Below are 26,947 nucleotides of genomic sequence, written 5' to 3' on the forward strand. Positions count from 1 at the left end.
CATCTCCTTCTCCCCGCATGCGGGGAGAAGGTGGCCGAAGGCCGGATGAGGGGCTTTTCGGAGTCATCCTCGTCTATACTTTCGGATAAATCACACCCTTGCGCAGAATGATATTGCCGTAGAGCCGGGGCTCGCTGGTCTGGATCAGCGCATGTGCCTGCTTCACCCGCTCGTAGAATTCCGAGGGCAGCAGCGGCACGACCTTGATCTCAGGCACATGACGGGCACAGCACTCGATCATCTCCGCATGAACGGGGTCGACGGCATCGCGGTCCTGCTTGACGGTTGCCCGGAAAATCGCCTGCGGCACGAAATCGTCGATCGGCAGCACGCTTAGCACTGCATCGAGCACGGGAATGACGCCATGGCCGTCGAGGCGGATGAGGCGGCGTCCATGTTCGAGACCGGGATAATTGCCGTCGACAAGGGCGATCTCGTCGCCGTGGCCCATGGCGCGTAGCGTCGCCAGAAGTTCCGGGCTCAACAGCGGGTCAATGCCCTTCAGCATGCTCAATCTCCTTGAAAAGAACGTTTTGGTCTATGAGGTAGCGCGCGAAGATCGGCAGGCTGGCGCCGCCGATGGCGCGGGCCTGCGGCCCCACGGCGCCCTCGATGATCTCGGGCATGACGACACCTTGAAGATCCAGTTCCGCCGCTGCCTTGATGGTTGCGCGCACCACGCGTTCCCGCACCCAGCCGGGAAAGCCGCCATCGATGACGGCGGCGCTGAAATCGAGAACCGAGGCGGAGGCAACGATCGCTTGTGCCAATGCCTTGGCTGTATCCTGGATCCAGATCTCCAGCGGCTCGCCGAAATCGATCCAATTATCCGCCGAATACCAAAGAGGGCGCGGATCGAAACCATGATCCCGCAATAGGTTTTCCAGCACGAAGATCGAGGCGATTTCCAGAAGCTGCCGGTTCTCGCCGTTGCGGCCGCGCACGGGCAGAGGGCCGAGCGCGCCGGCCGTCCCGGTCCGACCAACAAAGACGGATGAATTGAGGACGATGCCGCCGCCGATGAAGGAACCGATGAAGAAATAGACGAAATCAGGATAATGCGGGCCGACGCCGAAGACCAGCTCGGCACCGCAGGCGCTGGTGGCGTCGTTCTGCAGGAAGACGGGATAAGCGACGCGCGAGGCGATTTCGGTTCTCAGATCGAAGCCGCGCCAGGCATCCATCGCACCGGGCGGGGCGCCTACCTGCTCGGCCCAATTCCAGAGCTCGAAAGGTGCCGCGACACCCATTCCGGCGATCTTACGGCGCTGATCATCATGGAGGCGTCCCTCCAATTCCCTGATGCCGGCCGTGACGAAGGCGATGATGTCTTGCGGCAGCGGATATGGGTAGGTCTGATGCAGCTGCATCCTGATGCCGCCGACAAAATCCATCAGCACGAGGTCGGCGCTGCGCCGGCCGATCTTGACGCCGAAGGAGAGCACCGCATCCGGGTTGAGCCGCATGGGAATGGATGGCTGGCCGACGCGGCCGCGCACCGGAGCATCGCGGGACAGCAGGCCGTCCTTCTCTAGCGCGCGCATGATGACGGAGACTGTCTGCGCCGAAAGCCCGCTGCGCCGCGCGATATCGGCCTTCGACAGTGCGCCGTGACGGCGAACGAGCGAAAGCACGAGCCGCTCGTTATGGGCGCGCACGCCAAGCTGGTTCGCGCCCCCGGAGGGGTCGAGAATCGCCGGTGTTGTGGGTGTGTCCTCCGGGTCCTGCACGAGAGACATGGGCCTGCTCCTTCCATCATGGCCATGCCTGATTTTTTTCAAGAATGCCACATCGAATTAATAATTCAATCCGATTTATTTATTGACAGCTGGAAATCTTTAGGTTCAGATATGGGGGTAGGAGATGCGCATATGGCCGTGGAGGAGGTCCACTGGAAATAATCCGACAGGCATGGCGCGTCTTCAAGCCGGGTTGAGGCCCGGGGCTGCCGGAAGGTCCGGCTTTTAAACATCGGGAGGATTGAATGAAGAAATCTGTTATTTCCGCCGCCGTCGCCGCCCTGGCGCTCGGCGTTGCTTTTGCCGCACCTGCGAAGGCGGCCGGCGTATCCGCCTGCCTCATCACCAAGACCGATACCAATCCCTTCTTCGTGAAGATGAAAGAGGGCGCGACCGCCAAGGCCAAGGAACTCGGCGTGACGCTGAAGTCCTATGCCGGCAAGATCGATGGCGATAGCGAAAGCCAGGTTGCTGCGATCGAGAGCTGCATCGCCGATGGCGCGAAGGGCATCCTGATCACCGCCTCCGACACCAAGGGCATCGTTCCCTCGGTCAAGAAGGCACGCGATGCCGGCCTGCTGGTCATCGCGCTCGACACGCCGCTTGAGCCGGCCGATGCGGCCGACGCCACCTTTGCCACGGACAATCTGCTCGCCGGCAAACTCGTTGGCCAGTGGGCCAAGGAAACGCTGGGCGACAAGGCCAAAGACGCCAAGATCGGCTTCCTCGATCTGACGCCGTCGCAGCCGTCGGTCGACGTTCTGCGCGATCAGGGCTTCATGATCGGCTTCGGCATCGACCCGAAGGATCCGAACAAGATCGGCGACGAAACCGATCCGCGCATCGTCGGCCATGACGTCACCAACGGCAACGAAGAGGGCGGCCGCAAGGCCATGGAAAACCTTCTGCAGAAGGATTCCAGCATCAACGTCATCCACACGATCAACGAGCCGGCTGCAACCGGCGCCTATCAGGCTTTGAAGGCCGTCGGCCTCGAAAAGCAGGTGCTGATCGTGTCGATCGACGGCGGTTGCCCGGGCGTCAAGTCGGTCAAGGATGGCGTAATCGGCGCGACTGCGCAGCAGTATCCGCTGATGATGGCGGCCCTCGGCGTCGAGGCGATCAAGAAGTTCGCCGACTCGGGTGAGAAGCCGAAGCCGACCGAAGGCAAGACCTTCTTCGACACCGGTGTTTCCCTGGTGACGGACAAGCCGGTCTCGGGCCTGAAGTCCATCGACACCAAGGAAGGTCTCAACAAGTGCTGGGGCTAAGCCCCTCACGAATGTGATATAGTCCCTTCGGAGCCGCGTCATGCGCCTCATGGCGCGGCTCTTTGACAGGGAGAAGACAATCGCAACAGTCACGTCGGTCGGGCTCAGATCCTGGCTGGCCCCCAACAGCCGGCGGTTTCCGCGCATGTGCGCGGTGGCGGAGGAATAATTATGTCCGGAGCACAGGAATTCGAACGTGTTCTCGACGGCAGCGACAAGAATGTCGCTTCGTTCGAGCACAACGATGTCTCTCTTTTGAAGCGCGTGCAGCACTTTCTGCATTCGACGCCGGCGGCGGTGCCGCTGATCGTCCTGGTGCTGGCGATCGTGATCTTTGGTATCGCGATTGGCGGGAGGTTCTTTTCCGCCTATACGCTGACGCTCATCCTGCAGCAGATCGCCATCGTCGGCATTCTCGGCGCGGCCCAGACGCTGGTCATCCTGACCGCCGGCATCGATCTCTCGATCGGCGTCATCATGGTCATCTCCTCGGTCGTCATGGGCAATGTCGCCGTGACATACGGCTTGCCGACACCTGTAGCAATCGTCGCCGGCCTGGTCGTGGGCGGCATCTGCGGGCTGCTCAACGGCTTCCTTGTCGCCAATATGAAGCTGCCGCCGTTTATCGTGACGCTCGGCACGTGGAATATCGTCATGGCGACGAACTTCATCTATTCGGCCAATGAAACCATCCGCGACACCGATGTCGATGAAAAGGCGCCGCTGCTGCATCTTTTCGCCGCGAGCTTCCGCGTCGGCGGTGCCGTGCTCACCCTCGGCGTCATCGCCATGGTGCTCCTCGTCATTGGCCTCTGGTATGTCCTCAATCACACCGCCTGGGGCAGGCATGTATATGCCGTCGGCGACGATCCGGAAGCGGCGAAACTCGCCGGTATCCAGACCAAGAAAGTGCTTCTTGCCGTCTATGGCGTCTCGGGATTGATCGCAGCGCTTGCCGCCTGGGTCTCCATCGGCCGCAATGGCTCGGTCTCGCCGTCTTCCGCGGTGACCGATTTCAATCTTCAGGCAATCACAGCAACCGTGATCGGCGGCATCTCGCTCTTCGGCGGCCGCGGCTCGATCCTCGGCACGCTCTTCGGCGCCATGATCGTCGGTGTCGTTTCCATGGGCCTCAACATGCTCGGCGCCGATCCGCAGTGGAAGGTGCTCCTGACGGGCGTGCTCATCATCGGCGCCGTCGCGATCGATCAATGGATCAGAAAGGTATCGGCATGACCACGACCGTCGAACCCATCCTCACTGCCCGCGGTCTCGTGAAGCGCTATGGCCGCGTGACCGCCCTCGACAATGCCGATTTCGACCTCTATCCCGGCGAGATCCTTGCCGTGATCGGCGATAACGGCGCCGGCAAATCCTCGCTGATCAAGGCGATCTCCGGCGCGGTCACTCCCGATGAGGGCGAGATCAAGCTGGAAGGCAAGCCCGTTCACTTCCGCTCGCCCATGGAGGCGCGGGAGGCCGGCATCGAAACGGTCTACCAGAACCTGGCTCTGTCGCCGGCGCTCTCGATCGCCGACAACATGTTCCTCGGCCGCGAAGTGCGCAGGCCCGGCATTCTCGGCTCCGTGTTCCGGATGCTCGACCGCCCGGCTATGGAAAAGCGCGCCCGCGACAAGCTCTCTGAGCTCGGTCTGATGACGATCCAGAACATCAACCAGGCGGTGGAAACGCTCTCCGGAGGCCAGCGTCAGGGTGTGGCCGTGGCACGCGCCGCAGCCTTCGGTTCGAAGGTCGTGATCATGGACGAGCCGACGGCGGCCTTGGGTGTCAAGGAAAGCCGCAAGGTGCTGGAACTGATCCTCGACGTCCGTGCCCGCGGCCTGCCGATCGTGTTGATCTCGCACAACATGCCGCATGTCTTCGAGGTGGCGGACCGCATTCACGTCCATCGCCTTGGACGTCGGCTGACCGTGATCAATCCGAAGGAATACACCATGTCCGATGCCGTTGCCTTCATGACCGGCGCCAAGGCTCCGCCGGTCGAGAATGTTGCTGCATGAGCGTCTCTCTTGACGATGTTGCCGGCGAGATCATCGCGCGCGCCGGCAACAGGAAACGTTTCCTGGTTGCGATCGCCGGTCCTCCCGGTGCCGGCAAATCCACCCTGGCCGACAATGTCGTAAAGGCCTTGAAGGCGAGGGGCGAGAGCGCCGAAGTCCTGCCGATGGACGGCTTTCATATGGACAATGCCGTCCTGATCGAGAAGGGACTTTTGAAGCGGAAGGGCGTGCCTGACAGTTTCGATGTTCGCGCCTTCCTTGATATCGTCAAGGCCGTGCGCGCGGCCGATCAGGAAGTCCTCGTGCCGGTCTTCGACCGTTCGCGGGAGATTGCGATCGCCTCTGCCCGCATCGTCTCGGCCGATCATCGCTTCATCGTCATCGAGGGGAATTATCTGCTGTTCAGCCAGGGAAAATGGGCTGAGCTGGAAGGCATGTTCGATTATTCGATCATGCTCGCCCCGCCGATGGAAGTGCTGGAAGAGCGGCTATGGGCACGCTGGCGGGGCTACAAGCTCGATGAGGACGCCGCTCATGCCAAGGTCTATGGCAACGACCTGCCGAATGGTCGGCTGATTCTGGAGAACCGCCGCCCGGCCGACGTTACCATAGACATCGTGCAGGATTGACCATCTATCATTTAAGCGCCGTCGCGGATTGTTTTGCGGGGGCGTATGGTGCTATCGAAGCGCGATATCAAAGAGCACGATCCCGAAGAAGCCGAGGCGGTTTCCTGACGAGATCGCGCTCACATTTCCAAAGGTCGCGCCCATGCAAAAGCTCACCATCCGCCGTCCCGACGACTGGCATCTGCATTTGCGGGACGGAGCCATGCTCGAAGGTGTGATTGCTGATACCTCCAGGCATTTCGCCCGCGCCATCATCATGCCCAATCTCGTACCGCCGGTCGTGACCACGGCGGACGCGACTGCCTATCGCGGGCGCATCCTGAAGGCATTGCCGGCGGGCGATCGGTTCGAGCCGCTGATGACGCTTTATCTTACCGAACACACCAGCCCCGACGACGTCGAAGAGGGCAAGAAGAGCGGCCTTATCACCGCCGTCAAACTCTATCCGGCCGGCGCGACGACCAACTCGCATGGCGGCGTGCGCGATCTGAACAAGGCAATGCCGGTGCTGGAGCGCATGGCAAAGATCGGTCTGCCGCTCTGCGTTCATGGCGAGGTCACGACGCCGGAGGTGGATATTTTCGATCGCGAGGCCGTGTTCATCGAAACCGTGCTTGATCCCTTGCGCCAGCGCTTGCCGGAATTGAAGGTCACGATGGAGCATGTGACCACGTCGGATGGCATCAACTACATCAAATCGGCAAAGGCCAACCTCGCCGGCTCGATCACGACGCATCACCTGATCATCAACCGCAACGCCATCCTCGTCGGCGGCATCCGTCCACATTATTATTGCCTGCCGGTCGCCAAGCGCGAAAGCCATCGCCTGGCGCTGCGTGCGGCCGCAACCAGCGGCGATACCCGGTTCTTCCTCGGCACGGATTCGGCTCCGCATGTCGATCCGCTGAAGGAATGCGCCTGTGGCTGCGCCGGCATTTATACATCGATCAATACCATGAGCTGTCTTGCCCATGTCTTCGAGCAGGAAGGCGCGCTGGACAGGCTCGAAGCCTTTGCTTCGCTGAACGGCCCAGCCTGGTACGGCCTGCCGGTCAACGAGGACAGTATTACCCTCGTGCGCCGGCCCGAGGCTGTAACCTTCCCGGCAAAGATCGAAACTGGCGCCGGTCCGGTCACCGTCTTCGACCCGATGTTCCCTTTGCACTGGGACGTCGAGATTTAATTTCAGATTAATCTACATAAGTAAATATAAACATATAAGACGTATTGCGACACTTCATTGGTGTATGCCGGGATTTGAAACGTATATTTTGTTGAAATACATTTTCTTTATTATTTGCCGTAACTAATTTGATACCCCTGACGGCCTAGCGTGGCAGCAATCCCCTGCGGTAGAAACCAAACCGTTGAAAGAGCATGATGCTGGTCGATTACAACTCGCTTCTTCTGGCCCTCGGCGTTTCCGCCTCATGCCTGGCGGTCACGTTGGTCGGAAGCTGGTTTTCGCGCCGGCCCGATACCTTCCTCCTGACGTGTTCTGCCGGTCTTGTGCCTATCGTCGGTGGCATCTTCACCTATGGCGCCTATGTTGACCATCCCAGGCCGATTTTCGCCATTTTGACGTTCGTCTTATTCTTCCTCGGCTTCGCGACGATATGGGTGGCGGGTTATCAGTTTCGCAAGGGTCGCCTTTCCAAGATCCGCTTTGCCCTTGGTTGCTTGTCTGGCATGACAGTATCGATCGGACCGATGCTTGTCGGTTACGACGGTCTGGCTTTCATCGCTGATAATCTTGTCATCTGCGTGCTGCTGCTTCTGACGGCGCGCGAATATTGGCTCAGCCGGCGCGAGGCGCCGACGCCGCTTTACGGCATTACGGCGCTTTACACGCTGACGGCGATTTCCTTTGCCTTATGCGCGGCCGTGCTGATTGCCGATGGTAAGCTCGTGCTCGGTCATGCGCCGGATAACTGGGCGGAGGATGTCAGCCTCGCCGTCTGCATCGCCGGAATGACCGGGATCGGGGCTCTATCCCTCGCTTTGCACCAGTGGCGCCAAGCAGCATTTCATCGTCAGGAGGCGATCACCGATGCCCTGACCGGGCTGCTCAATCGCCGCGCGCTGTTCGATCTCTACGGCCGCCGGTCCTTCGGTCCCTCGATGGCTGTCATCATTTTCGATATAGACCGCTTCAAGACGATCAACGATCAACATGGCCATGCTGCCGGCGATCTTGTGCTTAAGCTTTTCGCGGAGGAGCTCTCCTTCGGCCTGCGGTCGTCCGACACTGTGGCCCGCCTCGGCGGCGAGGAGTTCGCGCTCGTGCTTGACAATATGCTGCCGGGCCGGGCCGAGCAGGTCGCCGAGCGGGTGCGCGATGCCTTTGCCGCGCGGGCGATCAGCATCGAAGACAAATCTCTCGCCTGCACCGTCAGTGCCGGTATCGCGACCGGCACTGCCAAAGGGCTCGGCTTCGACGATGTGTTACGTGCCGCCGACAAGGCGCTTTATGAGGCAAAGCGAAACGGCCGCAACCGCGTGGAGGTCGCGGCCTATCTGCGAGCTGTCTAGCCGGCCGTTTTGGCTGGTGCCCCATCATTTCCAGGCTTTCAGAACATGGCCTTCACGAAGGCGCATGCGGCGAGCAGCGAGGCGACCGTGCGCACATGGTTCCATCGCATCCAGTCGCTGAGATAGGTCGACCAAAATTGTACCGCCTCGGCTGAATGGCCATCGATCTTGTCGAGCGCGTCGTTCAGCGGCACGTTGAACACCATGGTCGAAAGAAAGCTCGCGACGATATAGAGCGCGGCGCCCGTGAGCATCATCACGCTCACGCTGCCCCGCCAATGGATGATGGCCATGACGGCGATGAAGAGCGACAGCGCGGCCGTCAGCAGGAACAGCACGATGAAGGGCGAACGCACGATCGTAACGTTGATCGATTGCATGGCAGCAATCCCTTGATCGACCGGAAGGCGGGCGAGGGACTGCATAACGAACGTCGAGAAGGCGAAATAGACGCCGGCGAGAAGACCGCTGCTGAGCGCGGCGATGATGAGAGCGATATTCATGATCGGAAAGGTCATGACTGGATACTCCAGATGCCGGTTGCGGCGGTTTCACGGGCATAATCGGAAAAATCTTTAGGCTGCCTGCCGAGAATCTGCCTTATGCCGTGCATGACAGGTGAATTGCGGCCATCAAGAACCTGCGTGAAAAGCTCGCGCAGGAGGTCGGTGGTTTCCTGTGGCAGGCCGTAGGCGGTCATCTCGGCGATAAAGGCGTCGATCGGAACCGTTTCGTATTCTATGGGCCTGTTCGAAGCCGTCGCGATTTCGGAAACCGCCTGACGGAAGGTTAAAGCGCGGGGTCCCGTCAGTTCGTAGGTTTGGTTGCGATGACGCGGATCGATAAGACATTCGACGGCCGCATCCGCGATGTCGTCTGCGTCGATGAAAGGCTCAGGGACATCGCCGGCCGGTAGAGCGAGCTTGCCCTGCAAAAGGCCGTCCACGAAGGCGCCCTCACTGAAATTCTGGTTGAACCAGCTGGCGCGCAGCACCGTATAGCCGATGCCGGTGGCCTTGAGTTTTTCCTCGCTGCGAACGGCTCCGTCTTCACCACGCCCGGAAAGCAGCACGATGTGTTCCACACCAGCCTCGATAGCGGCTTTTGCCAGAGCGCCGATGGTTTCTGCCGCCCAATCGACCGAAAGGTCCGGCTGGAACGTGACGTAAGCGGCAGAAGCGCCTTCCAGTGCCTGCCGCCATGTGCTGCGGTCCTGCCAATCGAAGCGTGGTGTCGTTGAGCGGGAGGCTGCGCGAGCCGCGATGCCGCGCTCTTTCAGCCGCTCGGCGACCCGGCCGCCGGTTTTTCCCAATCCACCGATGATGGCAATTGTCGAGATCTGCATTTCAAGCTCCTCCAGCGCAAAACGTGATAAATTCTCTCATTTGCGAAATGTGATAAACTCTCTTATATTGTCTGTCAACAGGCACAGGCGGGGAATGGTATGGCGCGGGAACTGATCGCGAGACGCAGGCGCAGCAAGGATGAGGCGGGCACACCACGACGCATACCCAGCCAGCAGCGCGGCCGCGAGCGCGTCGACCTCATCCTTTCGGTGGCATCCGAGCTGATTGCGAAAAACGGCAGCGATGCGCTACGCATGGGCGAGATCGTCGAAAAGGCAGGCGTCTCCTTCGGTTCGCTCTACCAATATTTCCCCGACAAGACGGCGATCATCCGCGTGCTGGCTGAGCGCTTCAACGAGCAGGGCAGGCAATGCGTCGAGGATGAGTTGGCGACGATCAAGAGCCGCGATCAGCTCCAATCCGCTCTTGGCCGCATTGTCGATGGCTACTACGCCATGTTTCTCAATGAGCCGGTCATGCGCGACATCTGGCATGCCACTCAGGCCGACAAGCTGCTGCAGAAGGTCGATGCTGAAGACATGGAATGGCATTCGCAGGCGTTTCTGACCGTCCTAAAACGCCTATGGCCGGAGCGCGACGATTCCGAACTTGCAAGAACGGCCCGATTGACCATGCAGCTCGTCGCGGCCGCGGTGCGCTATGCGATTTCGATCGAAAGAGAAGAAGGCGATAAGGTCATCGAGCTGTTCAAGGCCATGCTTCTTGCCGATCTTGGTATACTGCGCTGATTGCTTCGGCTCGCCCTGCGGGCGCCAGCCGAGAGGATATTGGCAAAAGCTTTCATACGTCTGGAAACTCGGGCCGCTTGCTGCTATTGCCGCTGGAACATTAGCGCTCGCGAAGGAGGCCTCGTATGACCCAGATGATATTCACCGATCGCACTGTCATGGCCGAGCTGATGGCCAGGATGCTTTGGGAGATCAAGGCGGTCCACTTCAATGCCGACAAGCCCTACAAATTCGCGTCCGGCATGGCGAGTCCTGTCTATATCGATTGCCGCAAGCTGATTTCCTATCCGCGCATCCGCTCGACAGTCATGGATTTCGCCGCAAGCCTCATCGTTCGCAATGTCGGCTTCGAGCAGTTCGATTGCGTCGCCGGCGGCGAGACGGCGGGCATCCCCTTTGCCGCCTTCCTGGCCGAGCGCCTGAACCTGCCGATGATCTATGTGCGCAAGCAGCCGAAGGGCCATGGCCGCAATGCCCAGATCGAAGGCGACATGAAGGAGGGCGCCCGCGTGCTCGTCATCGAGGATCTGACGACGGCTGGCGGCAGCATGTTCACCTTCATCGACGCCATTCGTGCGGCTGGCGGCATCGTCGATCACGGCATGGCGCTGTTCTACTATGGCATCTTCCCCGAGGCGGTCGAACGCTTTGCCAACCGGAAAGTCAGCCTGCAATACATCACGACCTGGCGTGAAGTGCTCGCCGTCGCCAAGGAGCAGAAGCTGTTCGACGACAAGACGCTGGAAGAAGTCGAGGCCTTTCTCAATGCGCCGCTCGCCTGGTCCGGCTGGAATGGCGGCATTTCGGAGCTGCCGACAAACTGACACTTTGCTTTTGCATTGAATCTATCTAATCGATTTATGTAACTGGATAAGACAGACGCGCTCTTTGGGAGGCCGGAATGATATTGTGCTGTGGCGAAGCTTTGATCGATATGCTGCCGCGGGATACGACGCTAGGTGAGAAGGGCTTCGCCCCTTACGCCGGCGGCGCGATCTTCAACACTGCGATCGCGCTTGGTCGTCTCGGCATTCCCACGGGCTTCTTCACCGGCATTGCCGATGACATGATGGGCGAAATCCTGCGCGACACGTTGTCGGCCGCCAAGGTGGATTTCAGCTATTGCGCCATCACGCCGCGTCCAAGCACGATTGCTTTCGTCAAGCTCGTCAATGGTCAGGCGACCTATGCCTTCTACGATGAAGGCACAGCTGGCCGCATGATCACCGAGGCGGATCTCCCGACGCTCGGTACTGATTGCGAAGCTCTGCATTTCGGTGCGATCAGCCTCATCCCCGATCCCTGCGGCGCGACCTATGAGGCGCTGATGAAGCGCGAGCACCAGAGCCGCGTCATCTCGCTAGATCCGAACATTCGTCCGGGCTTCATCAAGGACAAGGCGGCTCATATGGGTCGCATCAGCCGGATGGCTGCCATGTCCGACATTCTCAAATTCTCCGATGAGGATCTGGAATGGTTCGGTATTGCTGGCAATCACGACGAACTCGCCGCCCATTGGCTGAACCAGGGCGCCAAGCTCGTCGTCATCACCAAGGGTGCCGAAGGCGCAACCGGCTATACGAAGTCGCTGAAGGTCTCGGTGCCGAGCGAGCGCGTCACGGTCGTCGATACGGTCGGGGCTGGTGATACCTTCGATGCCGGCATCCTGGCATCGCTGAAGATGAACAATCTGCTGACCAAGGCGCAGGTGGCATCGCTGAACGAGAAGGCGTTGCAGGATGCGCTTGCTCTGGGCGCCAAGGCTGCGGCGGTGACTGTGTCGCGCGCGGGTGCAAATCCGCCCTGGGCACATGAGATCGGGCTGTAATCGTTTATCGGCTTTCGGAAGCGGGGAGAGTGCTGCACCCCCTCTGTCACTGTCGTGACATCTCCCCCACAAGGGGGGAGATCGGTAATTCGCGGCGCTTCATCACCTCAAGCTGATATCGAACCGACTGCGCTTGCTTTGTTTGCGGAGCGCGCGGCAAACTCCCAATGATCTCCCCCCTTGTGGGGGAGATGTCAGCGAAGCTGACAGAGGGGGGTACTTTCACGACATATTCGGATAGAGCGTTCAGCCAGCAAAACCCTCCCCTTGAGGGGAGGGTCGACACGTCATGCCGAGGTGGGGTGATCCTTTGGTCGTTCCGATGCGGAGAGCTCAATCACCCCCACCCGTCGCCTTGCGGCGACCTCCCCCGTCAAGGAGGAGGTGGATAATCAGCTTACTTCGCGCGGCTTGCGAGCGCTGCCACCAGCCCTTGCGTCGAGGAATCGTGGCCGGCGGCGCTTTCCTTGCCTTCGATGACCGGAAGCAGGCCTGTTGCCAGTTCCTTGCCGAGCTCGACGCCCCATTGGTCGAAGGAGTTGATGCGGAAGAGCACGCCCTCGACGAAGACGCGATGTTCGTAAAGCGCGATCAGGCGTCCCAGCGCAAAGGGCGTCAGCTTGTCATAGACGAAGGTGATCGACGGGCGGTTGCCGGTGAAGACGCGGTGCGGCGCGATGAAATCAGCCTTCTTGTCGTCCATGCCCTTGGAGGTGAGCTGAGCCTTGGCTTCCTCGAAGGTGCGGCCCTTCATCAGCGCTTCCGACTGTGCCAGGCAGTTGGCCATCAGCAGGTCGTGCTGGTGGCGCAGCTCCGGCTCGAAGCCGTTGGCGGCGATCATGAATTCGGCCGGGATGATGCTCGTACCCTGATGGATGAGCTGATAGAAGGCGTGCTGGCCGTTGGTGCCGGGCTCGCCCCAGACGACCGGGCCGGAATTGCCTTCGACCGGCGTGCCGTCGATGGTGACACCCTTGCCGTTCGATTCCATATCCAGCTGCTGCAGATAGGCCGGGAAGCGCGAGAGACGCTGGTCATAGGGCAGGATCGCACGCGTCGGATAGCCGAGCACGTTGCGGTGATAGAAGCCGATAAGGCCGAGCAGCATCGGCAGGTTTTCCTTGAATGGCGCCTGGCGGAAATGGTTGTCCATCGCATGCGCGCCATCGAGGAATTTGCCGAAGTTTTCCGGGCCGATCGCGATCATCAGCGGCAGGCCGATCGCCGACCAGATCGAATAGCGGCCGCCAACCCAATCCCAGAAGCCAAAGACGCGTTCACTGTCGATACCGAAGGCGGCGACCTTATCGAGCGCCGTCGAAACGGCGGCGAAGTGATGCTGCACGGCAGCTTCGCCGAGCGCGTCGGCGATGAACTTGCGCGCCGTCTGGGCGTTCGTCATCGTCTCGATGGTCGTGAAGGTCTTCGAAGCAACGATGAAGAGCGTCGTTTCCGGCTTAACGAGCTTCAGGATATCGGCGATATGGGCGCCGTCGATGTTGGAGATGAAATGCGAGCGTGGGCCGTCGTGGTAGGGGGCGAGCGCCAGCGTTGCCATGACCGGCCCGAGATCGGAGCCGCCGATGCCGATATTGATGACATCGGTGATCGCCTTGCCCGTGGAGCCCTTGAGTGCGCCCGAGCGGATGCCGTCGGCAAACTTGCCCATGGCGGCCAGAACCGCGTTGACATCAGGCATGACATCCTTGCCATCGACGAGCACCGGCTTGTTCGAGCGGTTGCGCAGCGCAGTGTGCAGAACGGCGCGATTTTCGGTGAAGTTGATCGCTACGCCGGAGAACATTTCCTCGCGCTTGGCGGCAACGCCGCCCTCGGCTGCGAGCTTCTCGAGCAGGGCGAGGATATCGTCGTTAACAGCCGTCTTGGAGTAATCCATCAACAGATCGTCGAACGAGGCGCTGAAGCGGGAAAAGCGTTTCGGATCGGCGGCGAAGGCGGCGCGAATATCCGTGGCCTTCGTTGCCGATGCGGTGCTCTTCAGTTGGTCGACGAGGGCGTTCATGGGAGGCTCCTTGCGGTTCGCGCTGCTGGCCTTCAAAACCGGGCCAAGCGCTTTGAGATTGGTCGCGAAAACTATTCCCTATGTAGGGCGTAAATCAAGTTCACCTATCGCCCAAAACGAAAAAAGCCGCTCGTGAAAAAGCACGAGCGGCTTCCTGAATGACATCGAATTATGTCAGCCGCGCAACTCCTTGCGCAGGATCTTGCCGACATTCGATTTCGGCAGTTCGGTGCGGAATTCAATGAAGCGCGGACGCTTGTAGTTGGTAAGGTTTTCCGCGCAATGAGCCTTGACGTCGGCCTCCGTCAAAGCCGGATCCTTCTTGACGATGAAGAGCTTCACCGCTTCACCGGAATGCGGGTCGGGCACGCCGATTGCTGCGGCCTCAAGAACGCCCGGATGCATGACGGCGACTTCCTCGATCTCGTTCGGATAGACGTTGAAGCCCGAGACCAGGATCATGTCCTTCTTGCGATCGACGATCTTGGTGTAGCCGCGCTCGTCCATGAAGCCCATGTCGCCGCTGCGGAAGAAGCCGTCCGGCGTCATGACGCGCGCGGTCTCTGCCGGCTGCTTCCAGTAGCCCGCCATGACCTGTGGCCCGCGAATGCAGATTTCGCCGACTTCGCCGAGCGGCAGGGAATTGCCGTTCTCGTCGCGAATATCGAAATCGGTGCCTGTAATCGGCAGGCCGATCGTGCCGGTAAATTCCGGGCTGTCGAAACGATTGGCGCTGGCAACCGGCGACGTCTCGGAAAGGCCGTAGCCCTCCGTGATCCAGGCGCCCGTCATCTTCTGCCACCGTTCGGCGACTGGCCGCTGAACCGCCATGCCGCCAGCAAGCGTTGCGGTATTGGACAGGTCGAGTTTGCTAAACTCCGGATTGTTCATCAGCGCGTTGAATAGCGTGTTCAGGCCGGGGAACATGTCGAACTTGTATTTACCGAGCTCCTTGATGAAGGCCGGTATGTCGCGTGGATTGGCGATCAGCACATTATGGCCGCCGAGCGACATGCCCATCAGCGAATTCACCGTCAGCGCAAAGATATGATAGAGCGGCAAGGCGCAGACAAAGGTCAGCTGCTCCGGGCGCGGCTTGTTGATATAGGCGGATTGGAGCCAGAGCAGCAATTGCAGCTGGTTGGCGAGCAGATTGGCATGGGTAAGGATCGCGCCCTTGGCGACGCCGGTCGTGCCGCCGGTATATTGCAGAAATGCGATGTCGCTGCCGGTCAGTTCCGATAGCTTCAGGGGCAGACGCGAGCCCTCGGCGATCACGCTCTTGAAACTGCGATGGCCGGGAATGGACCAGGCTGGAACCAGCTTCTTCACTTTACGGACGATGAAGTTGACAATGTGACCCTTGGCGCCGAGCATGTCGCCGAGCGCGGTGACGACGACATGGCGCACATCCGTATGGGCCAGAACCTGCTCGACCGTATGGGCGAAGTTTTCCAGAACGAAGATCGCCTTGGCGCCGCAATCGCGCAGCTGATGTTCGAGTTCGCGTGGCGTGTAGAGCGGGTTGACGTTGACGACGACGAGCCCGGCACGAAGAATGCCATAAACTGCGATCGGATTTTGCAGCACGTTCGGCATCATGACGGCAACGCGATCACCCTTCTGCAGGCCGAGGCTCTGCAACCAGGCGGCAATCTTGCGCGTCTGCAGATCGAGATCGCGATAGGTGATGGATTTGCCCATGCTGGTGAAGGCGGGTCTGTCGGCATAGCGCGCGCAGCTTTCCTCCAGCAGTTCGGCGAGCGATGCATGTTCCAGCGGCGGCAGCTCCGCCGGTACGATATCCGGATAGGAGGCGAGCCATATTTTCTTGACCTGCGGTCTATCCGAAGGAGCGGAGACTGAATTCATGCGCATTTCCTCCTCTACGCACCATCACCACGCCCCGCCGTCATATGCGGCGGCTATGCAGAGTGTCATTGGACGATCAAAAAGTCTCCCGCTTTTCACATCGCCGCAGTCTTTGCTCTCAACTAAATCATTGGAGCGAAACCGACGCTACAATAACCTTGACGTAAACGTCAATAATCGTCTTGCGCTCACGTTTTTTTACAATCTTGAAAAAAGTACTGGAACTTTTATGACAACGGAGCGTTAATAGCGCCATGGGTTTAAACCCATCGGAGCATCGTGCTGCCCCAAAGAGCAGATCGGACGCTCCATAGTTTATGTGACGCGTATCCAAAAGGAGGTGCGCATATGCATAAAGAGAGTGCCGATTTTTCGGGTCGTGACCTTTACATCAAGGACATGTCGATGCTGGTCGCCTGCGATCGCGTCGAAGGGTCGAGAGTGTACGGCTCGGACGGCAAACAGATTGGTCATATCGAGCGGCTGATGCTGGAAAAAAGTGATGGACGCATCGCTTTCGTCATTCTGAGCTTCGGCGGTTTCTTCGGCATCGGCCAGGAGCACTACCGGCTGCCGTGGGAGAAGTTGCGCTACGATGCCCACATTGATGGCTATCGCGTCAGCATGACCAAGAATGACATCGAAAAGGCGTGCCGCTTCGCTGCCAAGGACGACCACGACCATAAGAATCATGGCCACAAGAGCCACGATTATTTTGGCGTGCCGCCCTATTGGATGTGAGCGCGCTGGCGGAACTGCCGGATGCCCCGCCGATGCGGGGCTTGCTCCCTGTTTGGGCTAGTTGAACCGCCCAAGCCTTTGCACCACCTCGATCGTGTAACCATCGGGGTCGGTGACGAAGAACAGCAATGCAAAAAGCTTCCCATCACGATTGAGTTCGATGATCTTGCCGGGGTTGAGCCCGAGTTTGGTCATACGCGCATGCTCGTCCTTCAGTTCCGAAACTGAAACCGCGAGATGGCCGTAGGCATCCCCTTGCGCATAAGGCTCGATGCGGCCCTGATTGATGGTCAATTCCAGCTCGAAGCCGGTCTCGGCATTGCTGAGATAGACCAGGGTAAAGGTCTCGAAGGCAATACGGTCGGCAACCTTCAGGCCGAAAGCCTTGTCGTAGAATTCGATCGAGCGCGCCTCGTCCAGCACGCGGATCATCGAGTGAATCATCTTGGCCATCGGTGCCTCCATAAATCGTCGGAACATATCATTGCAGCCAATGCCATCGGCAGCCAGTGAAGGCAAGCATGGGGAAATTCGCCATATCTTCAGCCGAGCATAGATCCGGGGTTCCCGGATTGCGATCGGTCTGCTTAACTCCCCGGCGCTCACGTATAGGGCTCAAGGGGGAGAAACCATGTACTACGCCATTCTGGCCTATCACGAGGAAAGTATCGTCGAATCCTGGAGCAAGGAGGAGGATACCGCGCTCATGAAGGAGCTTTTGGAGATCAATGACCGCATGGTCGCGCAGAAATCGCTGGGGCCGGCTGCGCGTCTCGGATCGACCCAAAACGCCGTCACTTTGCGGGGGAAGGGTGCGGGAATGGTGATCGATGGACCGTTTGCAGAAACCAAGGAGCAACTGCTGGGCTTCTACGTCGTCGATTTTCCGACGATTGAGGGCGCGGTGGAGGCCGCGCGCGAGTTGCGCCGCGCCAATCCGACAGCCATCTACGAAATCAGGCCGGTCCTGCTTTATCTGCCGGGCGCATCCTTGCCGTCAGGCGAGGGCAAGGATGGGGAGCTGTGATCGGCGTCGACCTCAATGAGGTTGAAGGCCGATCTTGCTGGTGACCGACCGCTCGATCATCTCCATGCCGTCATAGATCAGCACCGCCATGAGGCCGACGATCAGGCCGCCCTGCAAGATGAAGGCGGTGTTGTCGTTGATGAGCCCGGCGATGATGACTTCACCCAGCCCCTTGGCGGCGACGGTGGAGCCGATTGTCGCCGTACCGATATTGATCACGGTCGCGATTTTCAGCCCTTCGATGATGAGCGGCAGGGCGAGCGGCAGCTCGACGCGGAAGAGCCGCTGCCAGCCGCTCATGCCCATGCCGTCGGCGGCCTCGAGCACCGAGGCGGGTACCTGCTGCAAGCCTGCGACCGTGTTCTCGAAGATCGGCAGCAGCGCGTAGAGAAACAGCGCGATGAATGTCGGGACGGCGCCGAAGCCGGTGGTTGAGATCGCAAGCGCCAGCACGGCAACCGGCGGGAAGGTCTGGCCGGCATTGGCGATCGCTCGCGACAGCGGCAGGAAGTCGGCGCCGATCGGCCGCGTGACGAAGATGCCGCCAAGCACGGCCAGGATCCCGCTTGCGGCGATCGAGACAAGGATCAGCTCGAGATGGCTGAGCGCCAGGCTCGGCAGGCTGTTCTGCGTATAGATCGGAGACGCCCCGAATTTGGTCAGCGGTGCCAGAACAGGTATCAGCCATTCCGGACGGAAGAGCATCACCAGCAGCAGCGCCAGAGCCAGGAGGCGAAAGAGATTGGCGGCGAGAAATCTCATGCTTTGCGGCCCAGCTCGATCAGGTGCTGGATCGAGATCGAGCCGACGGGCACTTTGCGCTCGTCCTCGACCGTCGCCTCGTCCTTGCCCTGCCAGATCAGTTCGGCCAAAGCGTCGCGAAGATTGAGGGTTTGCGGCAGGCTGTAGCCTAGGCCCGGCCGCGGCGGCTGCATGCTTTCCTTCAGCGGCAGCAGGGACATCAGCTTCAAGGCACGATCGGATGTGCCGGTCAGCTGCTGCACGAAGGGATCGGCCGGCTCGGTCAGGATCTTCTCGGGCTCGGAACATTGCAGCAGCTTGCCGCCGCTCATGACGGCGATCTGGTCGCCGAGATGAAAGGCCTCGTCCATATCGTGGGTGACGAGGACGATGGTCGTGCCGAACTGCTTCTGGATGGCGAGCAGGTCGTCCTGCGCCTTGCCGCGGATGACCGGGTCGAGTGCGCCGAAGGGCTCGTCCATCAGCAGCAATTCCGGTTCCGCTGCAAGCGCGCGTGCGACGCCGACGCGCTGTTGCTGGCCACCGGAAAGCTGGCTTGGATATTTGCCGGCAAAGGTGCCGGGGTCGAGATGGAAAAGATTGAGGAGCTCTTCGACACGGCCGTCGATGCGCGTCTTTTCCCAGCCGAGCAGCTCGGGGACGGTAGCAATATTCTGCGCAACGGTGCGATGCGGAAAGAGCCCGTGCCCCTGAATGGCATAGCCGATACGGCGGCGAAGCTCGGTCGCCGGCACATTCATGATGTCCTCGCCGGCAACGGAGATGTGGCCCCCCGATATCGGCACCAGCCGGTTGATCATGCGCATCAGCGTCGATTTGCCGGAGCCGGAGGTGCCGACGATGACGGTGATTGTGCCCTTCTCCATGCTCATGCTGACATTGTCGACGACCGTTGCGTTGCCATACCGCTTGGTGACGCCCTTGAGCTCGATCATGCTGGTCATACGCGTTGTCCCCGGATGCTGTCGATGACCGCATCGAGGATGACGGCCGATGAGAAGGCGAGAAAGACCGTCGGCACGGCGCCGAGCAGCACGAGGTCATTGGCCGTCTGGCCGATGCCCTGGAAGATGAAAAGACCGAAGCCGCCGCCGCCGATCAGCGCCGCCACGGTGACGAGGCCGATTGCCTGTACCAGCACGATGCGGATGCCCGTGAGGATGACGGGGAAGGCGAGCGGCAGGTCGATGCCGGTGAGGATCTGCCGGCGCGTCAGGCCCATGCCGGCGGCGGAATCTCGCACGGAAGGGTCGACGCCGGCAAGGCCGACGACCGTATTGGCGACGATCGGCAGCAGGGAATAGATGACGAGCGCTACCAGCGCCGGTGCCACGCCAATGCCTTTGACGCCGATCTCGGCGGCGAAAGGCACGGTCGCGGCGATATAGCCGAGCGGCAGCATGAGAATGCCGAATAGGGCAAGGCTGGGGATGGTCTGCACCAGGCTCAGCGCTCGCAGCACCACGGCGCGGATGCCAGGTTGCCAATAGCAGAAGATGCCGAGCGGCAGCGCCAGCACGATGGCGATGGCGACCGAGCCCAGAGACAGGAAGACATGGTTAAGCGCCTCATGCCAGAATTTGTCGGCATTGTTGGCGTATTCCTTCATGATCGAGAGATTGTTGAGCAGGCCGGAGCGCAGGACGACGGCAAGCAGCGCTGCATAAACAGCCAGCGCCCCGACCCGCAACCAGGGTGTCAGCCGCAGCTTGACCAGCGCGTCCGAAATCATCAATCCCACGACGGCGAGCAGCACCCAGAAGCAGCCGCCGGGCGTAATACGTGCCACGGTGCTGCCCGCAGGCGTTGCGGCCGTCGAAACCAGTCCGAGGGTTACGATCAGCATGGCGATCGCGAGTGTTGCGATCCCGAGGCGAATGACCTGGTTGCGCAGGAAAAGCGCGGCGAGCGCGGCTGCGGCCAGAAGGACCAGCAGGCATAGGGCGGACGGCTGGGCAAGAAGCTGCGTCAGCAGTTGTGGCTTGCCGGCGGCGATGCGGTTTGCCTTGACGATGATGAACGGCATCCAGGCCGTTGCCAGCACGCCGCCGGCCACCAATACCACTCCGAGACGGTCCACTCTGCGGACCGCTAGCGCATCTTCCATCAGGCAAGCTCCGTCAGCACATGAGCCCAGAATTCAAGGCGGGTTCGGACAAGATCATGCCCAATTGAGACCCCGCGGCTCCACCTTATTAAAATGGAGCCGCCGGAACGGATGATTTTAGGTCTGCTAGACCTAAAATCTGAATCCGCTCCGAAACCAGAGGAGTAGAGCATGATGTCGTCCGAAAACCGTTGACACTTTTCGGCATCATGCTCGAGAGCAGCGTCAATGCCTTATTTCAGGAAGCCATTATCCTTGAGGTAGGATTCGGCAACAGCCTTGGCCGGCTCGCCATCGACCTGGATGCGGCCGTTGAGCTTGCGCAGCACGTCGGCGGTCAGACCCTTGAAGATCGGAGCCAGAACCTCTTCGATCTTCGGATTGGCCTTCAGCACAGCCTCGCGGATGATCGGCGTCGGCGCATAGACCGGCTGCACGCTCTTGTCGTCCTCGAGCACGGTCAGTTCGGCGGCTTCGATGGCGCCGTCGGTGCCATAGACCATCGCCGTGTTGACGCCGTTGGTTTGGTCGGCAGCAGCCTTGATCGTCGCCGCAGTATCGCCGCCCGAAAGCACCACTTCCTGATCCGGCTTCAATTTGAAGCTATAGGTGGTTTCGAAGGCCGGCAGGGCTGCCGGCGAATTGACGAATTCAGAAGAGGCTGCGATCTTCACAGAACCGCCGCCAGCAACCCACTTGCCGAAGTCCGACATGGTTTTCAGCTTGGCCGGGCCGGCGACGTCACTGCGCACAGCGATCGCCCAGGTGTTGTTGGCGGGCGAGGGCGTCAGCCAGACGATTTTGTTGGCGTCATAATCCAGCTTCTTGGCCAGATCGTAGCCCTGCTGCAGGTTCTTCCAGGCCGCATCGTCGGCCTTGTTGAAGAAGAAGCCGGCATTGCCGGTATATTCGGCATAGATGTCGATTTCGCCCGCGGTAATCGCCTTGCGCACGACCGGCGTCGTGCCGAGCGCGATGCGATCCTGCGCCTTGATGCCGTTGGCATTGAGCGCCGCGAGGATGATGTTGCCGAGCAGCGTGCCTTCGGTGTCGATCTTCGAGGAGACGACGACGTCGGCGGCGCTGGCGCCACTGGCAAGGAGAGCCGTCAGCGTGGCGGCAAGTGCAAGCTTCTTGAACATGATGTTTCCCTTTGTACCCCGTTAAATCGTTCTTCTGCTTGCCCGCGCCGCCTTGAAGGGCCGCAGTCCGGACAGGCAGGCTTGGAGCGGGCGGTCAGCCCACAGGCGAATTCGTGGCCGCTTCGGGCAGGTAGCGCTCATCGCGGAAAAGTCGATGTGCTTTGGATTCCCGTTGCAGTCGCGCGATTATGACGAGCGTACTCGACATTCGCGCGAAATTGGATTTCTTTTTTCGGGGGCAAGTGCGTTTGTTTTTGTTCCCCTTACCCGTTTGGCGCTGTTCCGATCTCATTTTTGCGGCTGGATCGGTAAGGCGGCAAGGAAACGATAGCCGTCGCTTTTCGGCTTAGGGATATCTTTTTTCGAGAACACGGCATATCGTCGGGATATTGTTGATATTGCTGCGGTCGAGCCAGGATGCGCGCGGCGGCTGAGGAGATCTGATTTGTATCTCGGCGCATTGTTCATAGCCGATATGGTGTTCTCCATCGGCTCGGTGAGGGAGACCGCGCGGCGGCTGTCTTTTTCCGCTTCGACCGTCTCAAGCGCGTTGCGTCGGCTCGAGACCGAGCTGGCCATGAAGCTTGTCGAGCGCGCCTCCGGCGAGCTTGCAACCCTTCTGGCGAGTTCGAAGGTTCAAAAGGGCCTGCAACCTATTCTCGCGAGCATGCGTCAGCTTTCCGCCCTGGTGAAGGAGCCGCCGGCGCCCGGGGACTATGACCAATGGGCCGCGCGCCTGCCGCTGAAGATCGCCACCATAGAACGCTTTCTGGAGGTTGCCGATCAGGGCAGCATCAATCGTGCGGCCCGCCGCCTGCGTCTTGGCCAGCCGCAGCTCTCCTTGCAGATCGCCAATCTGGAGGAATTGTTCGGCTGCCGCCTGTTCGCGCGGCAGGCGCAAGGCTCCATGCTGACGGAGGCCGGACAGCAGGTTCACGCCATTCTCTCCGCCATTGCGCAGGCCTGGGACGAGATGAAGGCGGCGGCGGACGAGCGCTTTCAGCGCACTGCACGCGCGGTCCGCATCGGCTCGATCATTCCAACCGGTTCGGAAAGCTGGGTCGCCCGCTCGCTTGCAAGCCTGGTGTCGCGCTGGAACATCGGCGGCAACCGCAACATGCTGTCGCTAATGCTGATGACGGCCGATGATCTGCGCGAGGCGCTTCGATCAGGCCGTATCGATGTCGCCATCGTCGATTCCGTCTTCGGCCTCGATGCCTTCGAACATGTGGAACTGATCGCCACGGACATGGTGGCCATCGCCCCGCCCGACAGCACGGAGCAGACATTCGCCGCGCTCGTCGAAAATCATCCGCTCTGCGTGCCGAGCCCCCGGACCGGTATCGGCAATGCCGCGACGGCCTTCGGCTATGACAGCCGCGACCGCCGCCGGTTTCGCGGCCGCGACATTACCTCGGCCGACTCGCTGCCCGTCATCGTCGACCTCGTCGCCAATCACGGCTACGTCTCGTTTCTCGGCCGCGTCAGCGCCATTCCGATTGCCGACAAGGTCCGCATCGTCGATCCGGATGAGATATTGCCGCTGTCCTATCATCTCGCCCATAACGGCCGCAAAGCCTCGGTGGAAGCCTGCCGGTTGATCCAGCAGGCGGTTGGTGAACTGGTTGGAGAGATGGGTACGGCACGAAAGCGGCTGTCGTCCCGCGGGTAGCGGAACAAACGTGGCATATTCGCGTTTAGGTGGGTTAGGTTAGTCCGGGCGTACGCAGCCGGGGGGCTCGTTCGGCACCCAAGGAGAGACCATAGATGAAAATTCTTGCAACTGCGCTCGTCGCATTAGGCATTATTGTTCTACCCGCTACCTATGCCGAGGCGCGTGATCATCACCACCACCGCTGGCATCAACATCACCATCGCGACTATCGCCCTCATCATCATGGCTGGCATCGCCATGAGGGATGGCGGCATGGACATCGCCATCATCGCTGGCACAGCAAGCCGCATTTCTCGCATGCCTGATGGCCGTAGGCAGGTATGAAAGCGGCGCCCTGGGGCGCCGCTTTTGCGACTGCCCCACTCCTCATTCCGTCTTGACGATACCGGTTGAAACCCTCAGCCGGCAAGCGCGTGATCGTGCTTCGGCGGACCTATGGCGATGTCGCGAAAACGCCTGCTCTCCAAGGGATAACGGAACTTTCGAAGGCGCTGTTGCGTTTACTATATCGTCCGGAGGACGCGAGTAATACGAGTAGCGTTTACGTCCGGCATTGAAGGAGGCTGGAAATGAAAATTCTGGCAACAGCGCTGGTTGCGCTAGGTATGGTCGTGTTGCCGGCAACCTATGCCGAGGCGCGTCCCCATCACCATGGGCACCACCATCGGGTGTTCGTCCATCGGTATTATCATCACCACTACTATTACCGCCATCACTACTATCGCCCATATTACGGCTATTACGCGCCGTATTATGGCTATGATCGACCCTATTACGGTTATTACCAGCCCTACTACCCCTTAGGGGTATTCGGTGTTTTCGGCGGCTATGGCGGCTATCGCCACCACCACGGTTGGTATGGCGGGCGCGGATACCATCACGGCTGGTATGCCGGCGGCCATCGCGGATGGCACGGCGGCGGTGGCCACTGGCGCTATTACAGCCAGCCGCACTTCTCGCACAATTGACGGCCTGGCCGCTGGCAAAACGGCGCCTCCGGGGCGCCGTTTCATGATGACATCAGAAGCTGTCCGGCAGCGACAGGTTCACGCCGGGTTCAGGACGTGAACGGCGCGATCGGCCATCAGATGCTTCACCTTCTCGCCGTAGGCGGCCATATGCGCGGAAGCGGCATGCGCCCTCAGCGCCGCCAGGCTTTCCCATTTCTCGACCACGACGAAGGTGTCAGGCCCAAAGGCCGGATCGGCCCCTTCGACATCCACGACGGCGGTATATTCGATGCAGCCGTCTTCGGCGTGGACGGCCGGAACATTCGCTTGGAACGCTTCGAGCACTTCGGCGCGCTTGCCGGGATGGGCGGTGAGGATGGCGAGTACGTGAATCATGGAGATGTCCTTGAAGCGATGTTCAATACGGATGGAGAATAACGGACGCCACCGGATGTGCGGCCGGTTTCAACCATTACCACGGAACAGGTTCATCCGAACGCCGAACTTCAATTTTTATCGCGCATGAGATTCTTGCCGGATCGCGGCGTTCACATCCGATTGATGTATTTGGGATCGAGCGATCCGCTCAGCAGATGGCCGACCGCGAGGAGATTGCCCTGCAGGCGGCCGCGCCGGTCGATATAGGGCGGTGGGTTGACGGAGCCGACAACATTCGAGGCGATATTGCCGCCCATCAGCTTCAGCGCCCATTTCAGCGAGACCGAGCGCTTCTTGACGAGATAGAGCGGATTGGCGACCTGGGAGTATCCGAGGCGCAGGCCCGATGTGCGCCCGGCCTTGACCCCGAGATGGACGCCGCGCAGGCGATTGAACTTGACGATCTTGCCGAAAGGACGCAGCCGCCGGCACAGATCCACATCCTCCTGCCAGGCATAGAGCGGCAGATCCTCGTCGAAATAGATGCCGTTTGCGAGCATCTGCTTCCGGCGGAAAATCATATTGCAGCCATAGGCGTTGTGCGTGTCCTCGATCGTTGGCGCCGGAAAGGGAATGGCATCGGCTGCGAGCGCCGCGTCCGCCTCGTCCGCCGTCAGGCCCGGTCCAAGGATACCGTCGCGGACGACTTCGCCGGTCGCCACGACGATCTCCTCATCCGCCTCGAACAGGGCTTCCGTTTCGGCGAGATAGTTGGTTGCCGGGAAGAAATCGTCATCGAAGAATACGACCACATCCATGCCGACGGCCGCATCGATGATGGCATTGCGCTGCGGGCAGCTTCCCTGCGGTGAGGAGACGATCGTCACCGGAAAAGGCGCAGAACCTAAGCGTTCCGTGTCGATGTCGTCACTCTTGACCGGGCACAGGAAGAGATGATCCGGCTTGCGCGCCTGTCCGGCAAGCCTCTCGATCATCGCCCCCAGAATCGCCTTGCGACCGCATGTCGCCACGCCAACGGCAATTTTCATGATGCATCCCCAGAATATGATCCTAAGGCGCACGGAACCACCAAAAGCTGAATCTTTGGTTGTGCTAATCGCATGCATTCAACGGATTGCGCGCGAAAGCTGTTTCGTTGCCGGCGGCCGACCCATTTACAGCCGTCGATGGAGCGTTTCGAAAGAGGGGGCCGTCTCGCGGGCCGGCATTTGCGATCGGCTCGAATGCCTGACGCAAGCCATGAATGCCAAGACTTACAGCACCCACGGTCCAGAAGCAGGTCGTCCATGCGATCTGCCCTTCAGCCAATATCGAAGGTATCCGCTGCCAAATGCAAACGCGCGACTCGAGATTTCAGTACAAGAGCGGCATGCCGCATACGCAGCTCGGCCTGCATCACATGGAAAATGCCCGGCTGCTGCCCGATCGCGGCGAGCTGCTGCACCGCCTGCCGCATGGCGGCGTCTGCGCCGAGATCGGCGCGGCTTTCGGCGATTTCACCGCCGAGATATTTGAAAAGAACGCGCCGCGAGAGCTTTACCTGATCGACGCGTGGGATACGCCCCGCTATCAGGAGGGCCTGGAGCAGATCAGGTCAAAATTCCGCGGCGCATTGGATCAAGGCCGCCTGCGCATCGTTCAGGGCTACTCCACCGTCCGGCTTTCGGAATTTCCCAACAGCTTTTTCGATTGGGTCTACGTCGACACCAATCACAGCTACGAGACGACTCTGGAGGAGCTGCAGATCAGCCACTTCAAGGTCAAGCAGGACGGCCGCATTGCCGGCCACGACTTCTGCACCGGCAATGTCGTCGATGCCATTCCATATGGCGTGGTCGAAGCCTGCACCAAGTTCTGCAAGGATTTCCATTGGCAGTTCGAATACATGACCTTGGAATCCCACGGGCATTTTTCGTTCTCGCTGAAGCGGCTTTGAAGCATGTCGCGTAAAAATGCGCAGCGGTTTTGCGACAATGACATGCACAAAATCAAAGATCTGAAGCGCGAAAAGCGAATCTGAAAGATCGCGCCGCGCTTTGGGTGTCATGGCCTATGGCCGGCAGGCACCCCGTCGCCGATGCGGGCTCAATAAGGCCGCTGCCGTTCGGCGCCTGACGTGAGATGATTGCAGCGG

Annotated in this window: 29 protein-coding genes; 15 read left to right on the plus strand and 14 right to left on the minus strand. The window is 60.2% G+C overall.

Annotation, left to right across the window (positions count from 1 at the left end; translation table 11 throughout):
* Positions 1-73: 73 nt before the first annotated feature.
* Both FBZ97_RS24210 and FBZ97_RS24215 read right to left on the minus strand, forming a co-directional pair.
* Entirely contained in the window at positions 74-508 is a 435-nt protein-coding gene (locus tag FBZ97_RS24210; protein ID WP_113351283.1) for an RbsD/FucU family protein, read from the minus strand.
* A complete protein-coding gene (locus FBZ97_RS24215) occupies positions 492-1,739 on the minus strand; it encodes an ROK family transcriptional regulator (protein ID WP_113390025.1) in 1,248 nt (415 codons plus the stop codon). The genes FBZ97_RS24210 and FBZ97_RS24215 overlap by 17 nt, the downstream gene beginning before the upstream one ends.
* A gap of 245 nt (positions 1,740-1,984) precedes the next feature.
* On the opposite strand from FBZ97_RS24215, the gene FBZ97_RS24220 reads away from it, so the two are divergent.
* From FBZ97_RS24220 to FBZ97_RS24245, 6 genes are all read left to right on the plus strand, one after another.
* Positions 1,985-3,010, plus strand: a complete 1,026-nt coding sequence (locus FBZ97_RS24220) for a sugar ABC transporter substrate-binding protein (protein ID WP_069611208.1) — start codon at positions 1,985-1,987, stop codon at positions 3,008-3,010.
* Between the two features lie 171 nt (positions 3,011-3,181).
* A complete protein-coding gene (locus tag FBZ97_RS24225) occupies positions 3,182-4,246 on the plus strand; it encodes an ABC transporter permease (protein ID WP_113331993.1) in 1,065 nt (354 codons plus the stop codon).
* Positions 4,222-5,031, plus strand: a complete 810-nt coding sequence (locus tag FBZ97_RS24230) for an ATP-binding cassette domain-containing protein (RefSeq protein WP_186449544.1) — start codon at positions 4,222-4,224, stop codon at positions 5,029-5,031. The genes FBZ97_RS24225 and FBZ97_RS24230 overlap by 25 nt, the downstream gene beginning before the upstream one ends.
* The gene (locus FBZ97_RS24235) at positions 5,028-5,660 is read left to right on the plus strand and encodes a nucleoside triphosphate hydrolase (RefSeq protein ID WP_145322338.1); all 633 of its coding nucleotides are present in this window, start codon (positions 5,028-5,030) and stop codon (positions 5,658-5,660) included. The genes FBZ97_RS24230 and FBZ97_RS24235 overlap by 4 nt, the downstream gene beginning before the upstream one ends.
* 142 nt (positions 5,661-5,802) lie before the next feature.
* Complete coding sequence (pyrC, locus tag FBZ97_RS24240; protein WP_145322340.1) at positions 5,803-6,843, plus strand: dihydroorotase; 1,041 nt, start codon at positions 5,803-5,805, stop codon at positions 6,841-6,843.
* Between the two features lie 197 nt (positions 6,844-7,040).
* A complete protein-coding gene (locus FBZ97_RS24245) occupies positions 7,041-8,192 on the plus strand; it encodes a GGDEF domain-containing protein (RefSeq protein ID WP_113332086.1) in 1,152 nt (383 codons plus the stop codon).
* Between the two features lie 38 nt (positions 8,193-8,230).
* Here the strand turns inward: FBZ97_RS24245 and FBZ97_RS24250 are convergent, their stop codons facing one another.
* Together FBZ97_RS24250 and FBZ97_RS24255 are read right to left on the minus strand one after the other, a co-directional pair.
* Positions 8,231-8,695 (minus strand): anthrone oxygenase family protein, encoded by a 465-nt coding sequence (locus FBZ97_RS24250; protein ID WP_145322765.1) that lies wholly within the window; start codon positions 8,693-8,695, stop codon positions 8,231-8,233.
* Positions 8,696-8,706: 11 nt separating this feature from the next.
* Positions 8,707-9,537, minus strand: a complete 831-nt coding sequence (locus FBZ97_RS24255) for an NmrA family NAD(P)-binding protein (protein WP_145322342.1) — start codon at positions 9,535-9,537, stop codon at positions 8,707-8,709.
* 99 nt (positions 9,538-9,636) lie between these two features.
* Between FBZ97_RS24255 and FBZ97_RS24260 the strand changes: the two genes are divergently transcribed.
* From FBZ97_RS24260 to FBZ97_RS24270, 3 genes are all read left to right on the plus strand, one after another.
* The gene (locus tag FBZ97_RS24260) at positions 9,637-10,287 is read left to right on the plus strand and encodes a TetR/AcrR family transcriptional regulator (RefSeq protein ID WP_145322344.1); all 651 of its coding nucleotides are present in this window, start codon (positions 9,637-9,639) and stop codon (positions 10,285-10,287) included.
* Positions 10,288-10,412: 125 nt separating this feature from the next.
* The gene (locus FBZ97_RS24265; RefSeq protein ID WP_113331999.1) at positions 10,413-11,111 is read left to right on the plus strand and encodes an orotate phosphoribosyltransferase; all 699 of its coding nucleotides are present in this window, start codon (positions 10,413-10,415) and stop codon (positions 11,109-11,111) included.
* Positions 11,112-11,188: 77 nt separating this feature from the next.
* Positions 11,189-12,115, plus strand: a complete 927-nt coding sequence (locus tag FBZ97_RS24270; RefSeq protein WP_113332000.1) for a carbohydrate kinase — start codon at positions 11,189-11,191, stop codon at positions 12,113-12,115.
* Positions 12,116-12,512: 397 nt separating this feature from the next.
* Here the strand turns inward: FBZ97_RS24270 and pgi are convergent, their stop codons facing one another.
* Together pgi and FBZ97_RS24280 are read right to left on the minus strand one after the other, a co-directional pair.
* Positions 12,513-14,138: a glucose-6-phosphate isomerase gene (pgi, locus tag FBZ97_RS24275; RefSeq protein ID WP_095433860.1), complete on the minus strand. Its 1,626-nt coding sequence runs from the start codon at positions 14,136-14,138 to the stop codon at positions 12,513-12,515.
* Between the two features lie 174 nt (positions 14,139-14,312).
* A complete protein-coding gene (locus tag FBZ97_RS24280; protein ID WP_113351277.1) occupies positions 14,313-16,010 on the minus strand; it encodes a long-chain fatty acid--CoA ligase in 1,698 nt (565 codons plus the stop codon).
* 348 nt (positions 16,011-16,358) lie between these two features.
* Here FBZ97_RS24280 and FBZ97_RS24285 point away from each other — a divergent pair, with 348 nt between their 5' ends.
* Entirely contained in the window at positions 16,359-16,751 is a 393-nt protein-coding gene (locus FBZ97_RS24285) for a PRC-barrel domain-containing protein (protein ID WP_095433862.1), read from the plus strand.
* A gap of 57 nt (positions 16,752-16,808) precedes the next feature.
* Here the strand turns inward: FBZ97_RS24285 and FBZ97_RS24290 are convergent, their stop codons facing one another.
* Entirely contained in the window at positions 16,809-17,204 is a 396-nt protein-coding gene (locus tag FBZ97_RS24290) for a VOC family protein (RefSeq protein ID WP_145322346.1), read from the minus strand.
* Positions 17,205-17,382: 178 nt separating this feature from the next.
* Here FBZ97_RS24290 and FBZ97_RS24295 point away from each other — a divergent pair, with 178 nt between their 5' ends.
* On the plus strand, positions 17,383-17,778 hold the full coding sequence (locus tag FBZ97_RS24295) for a YciI family protein (protein WP_145322348.1): 396 nt from the start codon (positions 17,383-17,385) through the stop codon (positions 17,776-17,778).
* A 12-nt stretch (positions 17,779-17,790) separates the two neighbouring features.
* Here the strand turns inward: FBZ97_RS24295 and FBZ97_RS24300 are convergent, their stop codons facing one another.
* From FBZ97_RS24300 to FBZ97_RS34800, 5 genes are all read right to left on the minus strand, one after another.
* Entirely contained in the window at positions 17,791-18,540 is a 750-nt protein-coding gene (locus FBZ97_RS24300) for an ABC transporter permease (protein WP_113332004.1), read from the minus strand.
* Entirely contained in the window at positions 18,537-19,484 is a 948-nt protein-coding gene (locus FBZ97_RS24305; RefSeq protein ID WP_113332005.1) for an ABC transporter ATP-binding protein, read from the minus strand. Before FBZ97_RS24305 ends, FBZ97_RS24300 begins: the two co-directional genes overlap by 4 nt.
* Complete coding sequence (locus FBZ97_RS24310) at positions 19,481-20,647, minus strand: ABC transporter permease (RefSeq protein WP_145322350.1); 1,167 nt, start codon at positions 20,645-20,647, stop codon at positions 19,481-19,483. The genes FBZ97_RS24305 and FBZ97_RS24310 overlap by 4 nt, the downstream gene beginning before the upstream one ends.
* A 233-nt stretch (positions 20,648-20,880) precedes the next feature.
* Complete coding sequence (locus tag FBZ97_RS24315; RefSeq protein WP_069611224.1) at positions 20,881-21,789, minus strand: ABC transporter substrate-binding protein; 909 nt, start codon at positions 21,787-21,789, stop codon at positions 20,881-20,883.
* Positions 21,790-22,077: 288 nt separating this feature from the next.
* Complete coding sequence (locus FBZ97_RS34800) at positions 22,078-22,368, minus strand: hypothetical protein (RefSeq protein WP_246661853.1); 291 nt, start codon at positions 22,366-22,368, stop codon at positions 22,078-22,080.
* On the opposite strand from FBZ97_RS34800, the gene FBZ97_RS24320 reads away from it, so the two are divergent.
* The 3 genes from FBZ97_RS24320 (at position 22,265) to FBZ97_RS24325 (ending at position 24,432) form a co-directional block, all read left to right on the plus strand.
* Positions 22,265-23,461, plus strand: coding sequence for a LysR family transcriptional regulator (locus FBZ97_RS24320; protein WP_246661847.1), 1,197 nt, complete (start codon positions 22,265-22,267; stop codon positions 23,459-23,461). The genes FBZ97_RS34800 and FBZ97_RS24320 overlap by 104 nt on opposite strands.
* Before the next feature lie 165 nt (positions 23,462-23,626).
* Positions 23,627-23,788 (plus strand): hypothetical protein, encoded by a 162-nt coding sequence (locus tag FBZ97_RS34520; RefSeq protein ID WP_156090768.1) that lies wholly within the window; start codon positions 23,627-23,629, stop codon positions 23,786-23,788.
* A 245-nt stretch (positions 23,789-24,033) separates the two neighbouring features.
* Positions 24,034-24,432 carry a hypothetical protein gene (locus FBZ97_RS24325; RefSeq protein WP_186449545.1) on the plus strand — a complete coding sequence of 133 codons (399 nt, stop codon included), beginning with the start codon at positions 24,034-24,036 and terminating at the stop codon, positions 24,430-24,432.
* A gap of 78 nt (positions 24,433-24,510) precedes the next feature.
* On the opposite strand, the gene FBZ97_RS24330 is transcribed toward FBZ97_RS24325, so the two are convergent.
* Complete coding sequence (locus FBZ97_RS24330) at positions 24,511-24,810, minus strand: antibiotic biosynthesis monooxygenase (protein WP_113332009.1); 300 nt, start codon at positions 24,808-24,810, stop codon at positions 24,511-24,513.
* 152 nt (positions 24,811-24,962) lie between these two features.
* Positions 24,963-25,841, minus strand: coding sequence for a glycosyltransferase (locus FBZ97_RS24335; RefSeq protein ID WP_145322354.1), 879 nt, complete (start codon positions 25,839-25,841; stop codon positions 24,963-24,965).
* A gap of 302 nt (positions 25,842-26,143) precedes the next feature.
* Between FBZ97_RS24335 and FBZ97_RS24340 the strand changes: the two genes are divergently transcribed.
* Entirely contained in the window at positions 26,144-26,749 is a 606-nt protein-coding gene (locus FBZ97_RS24340; protein ID WP_069611385.1) for a class I SAM-dependent methyltransferase, read from the plus strand.
* Positions 26,750-26,947 lie beyond the last annotated feature (198 nt).

Source organism: Rhizobium sp. ERR 942, from assembly GCF_007828395.1.
GTDB classification, from domain to species: Bacteria; Pseudomonadota; Alphaproteobacteria; order Rhizobiales; family Rhizobiaceae; genus Rhizobium; species Rhizobium dioscoreae.